Consider the following 2,142-nt stretch of genomic DNA (forward strand, 5'->3'; position numbering starts at 1 on the left):
ATTTGGAGCTCCTGCCGCCGCCGCTGCCGTTGGCGCTGCGCTTGGTCTTGACGCCGCAACGATTGGCAGAGCGCTCGGCATTTCCGGCAGTCTCGCGTCCGGTATCATCGAATATCTCGCAGACGGCAGTTCGACCAAGCGTCTGCATGCTGGAGCTGCGGCACAGGCCGGATTGCGCGCTGCCCTTCTTGCAGAGGGCGGGTTTACCGGACCGATTACCGTGTTCGACGGTTCGCATGGGTTCTACAAGGCCTTTGCTCCGTCGAAGACGCCAGATTTCGCACCCCTGCTTGATGGACTGGGCAAAAAGTGGATTCTCGAGACGCTGGCTTTTAAACCGTACGCGTGCGGGACCATGACGCAGCCCTTTATCGACTGCGCGAGAAAGCTGGCAGCCACAGGCGTGCTGGCCGCAGACATTGTCTCCATCACTTGCAAGGTAGGCGAGGGCACCGTTCATCGCCTATGGGAACCGCTCGCTGAAAAGCACCGGCCGCCCAACGGGTATGCCGGCAAATTCTCTACGCCCTTTTGTATGGCAGTTGGTTTCCTCGATGGTGAGGCGGGTCTCGGGCAATTTACGGACGAGCGCGTCAAGGACCCCGAGGTCCGGGGTCTCGCAGCGAAAATCTCCTACGAAATCGATCCGAACGACCCTTATCCCAAGAACTTCACTGGCCACCTTAAGGCCACGCTAAAGGATGGCACCGTACATGAGTTCAGGCAGCCATACATGCGCGGCGGCGCACATGAACCATTGCCGGATGCCGAACTGGCTTCCAAGTTCGAGGCTAATTTGCGGTTCGGCGGGTTTGACAACGACAAGATCGCCGCACTACGCAGTTCGCTCAGTCAGATTGCAGAGGGCAGCAAGGTCGATTTGAGGGCGGCGCGGGCATGAGAAAGGACAATCGCGAACTCAAGGGCCGTGTCGCACTGGTAACGGGTGCATCGCGCAATATAGGACGGGCGATCGCACTTGCGCTAGCCGAAGCTGGCGCTTCGATCGCCATCGTTGCAAGGTCGGATGAGGCGGCGGCTGAATCCGTAGCGCGCGAAGTCGAAGCACACGGCAGCCGGGCAATTGTGCTTCTCGGCGACGTGGCGCAAGAGGCCGACGCGGAGCGGCTCGTCGGCAAGACTGTGGACGTACTTGGTCGTCTCGATCTTCTCGTCAACAACGCGGCTATCCGGAGGGAGGCTCCAGTCGAGAAGCTGTCTTTCGCCGATTGGCGCGAAGTCATGGGTGTGACCCTGGACGGTGCGTTCCTGATGAGCCGCGCTGCGATCCCCCATCTGATCGCAGGCGAGGGGGGAGCAATCGTCAATATCGGTGGTCTTACCGCCTATACCGGGGCGATGAACCGCGCCCATGTCATTTCAGCCAAGGCCGGGCTCGATGGGTTCACCAAGGCCTTGGCACATGAGCTTGGTCCGCGGGGCGTCACTGTGAATTTGGTCTCGCCCGGAATGATCGATACCAATCGCGCGCATACCTCATCCGGAGGCGAGCCGGCGCATCATAATACGACGCGTACACTGGTCGGCCGGCGCGGCACACCTGAAGAAGTTGCGGCGGCGGTGCTCTATCTCGCCGGCCCGGCAGGGCGCTTCGTAACGGGACAAACAATGCATGTGAACGGTGGGGCTTTCCTGCCCTGAAGCGCGGTGCGGAGTGCTCACGACAATATGTGCTGAACACGTGAAATTGCCGGTTGACTAACGCCAGCAGGAGACCCAAGACGAGATTAGCGCGTATCAAGTTAGAGTCGTTCAGCCAAGCAACGGACACAGCCCTTGACTTCTCCAGTCCCTGCCTCTCCGCTAGAAACACCACGCCTTCGTTCTCTCTTTCTCCTCTGCTTCAAGATCGGTGTCTTGAGTTTCGGTGGAGGCCTCAGCGGTTGGCTCTACAAGGAGTTCGTTCTCAGCAAGCGCTGGATCGACGAAGAGGATTTCTCGAGCAGTCTGGCGATTTCGCAGATGCTGCCTGGTGCGAATGTGGTCAATCTGGTCATCTGCATGGGTGAACAATTGCGCGGGCCTGTGGGCGCACTGGCCTGCGTTCTTGGTTTTCTTGTCGGTCCGTTCTTTGCGGTCGTCGGTCTTTGCCAGTTGTTCGACGCCCTTGCTGGCTATCCC

General features: G+C 59.6%; 3 protein-coding genes. All 3 read left to right on the forward strand.

Translation table 11 applies throughout. The features are described from left to right. Window positions 1-901, forward strand: a 901-nt coding sequence (locus ACXJ5O_RS25120) for an MmgE/PrpD family protein (RefSeq protein ID WP_457302284.1), incomplete at its 5' end; no start/stop codon positions are given. Continuing rightward, window positions 898-1,662 carry an SDR family NAD(P)-dependent oxidoreductase gene (locus ACXJ5O_RS25125; RefSeq protein WP_457302285.1) on the forward strand — a complete coding sequence of 255 codons (765 nt, stop codon included), beginning with the start codon at window positions 898-900 and terminating at the stop codon, window positions 1,660-1,662. The genes ACXJ5O_RS25120 and ACXJ5O_RS25125, both read left to right, overlap by 4 nt. Before the next feature lie 135 nt (window positions 1,663-1,797). Continuing rightward, a partial coding sequence (locus ACXJ5O_RS25130) for a chromate transporter (protein WP_457302286.1) occupies window positions 1,798-2,142 on the forward strand: 345 nt, incomplete at its 3' end.

It is taken from the genome of Phyllobacterium sp. P5_D12 (genome assembly GCF_054049495.1).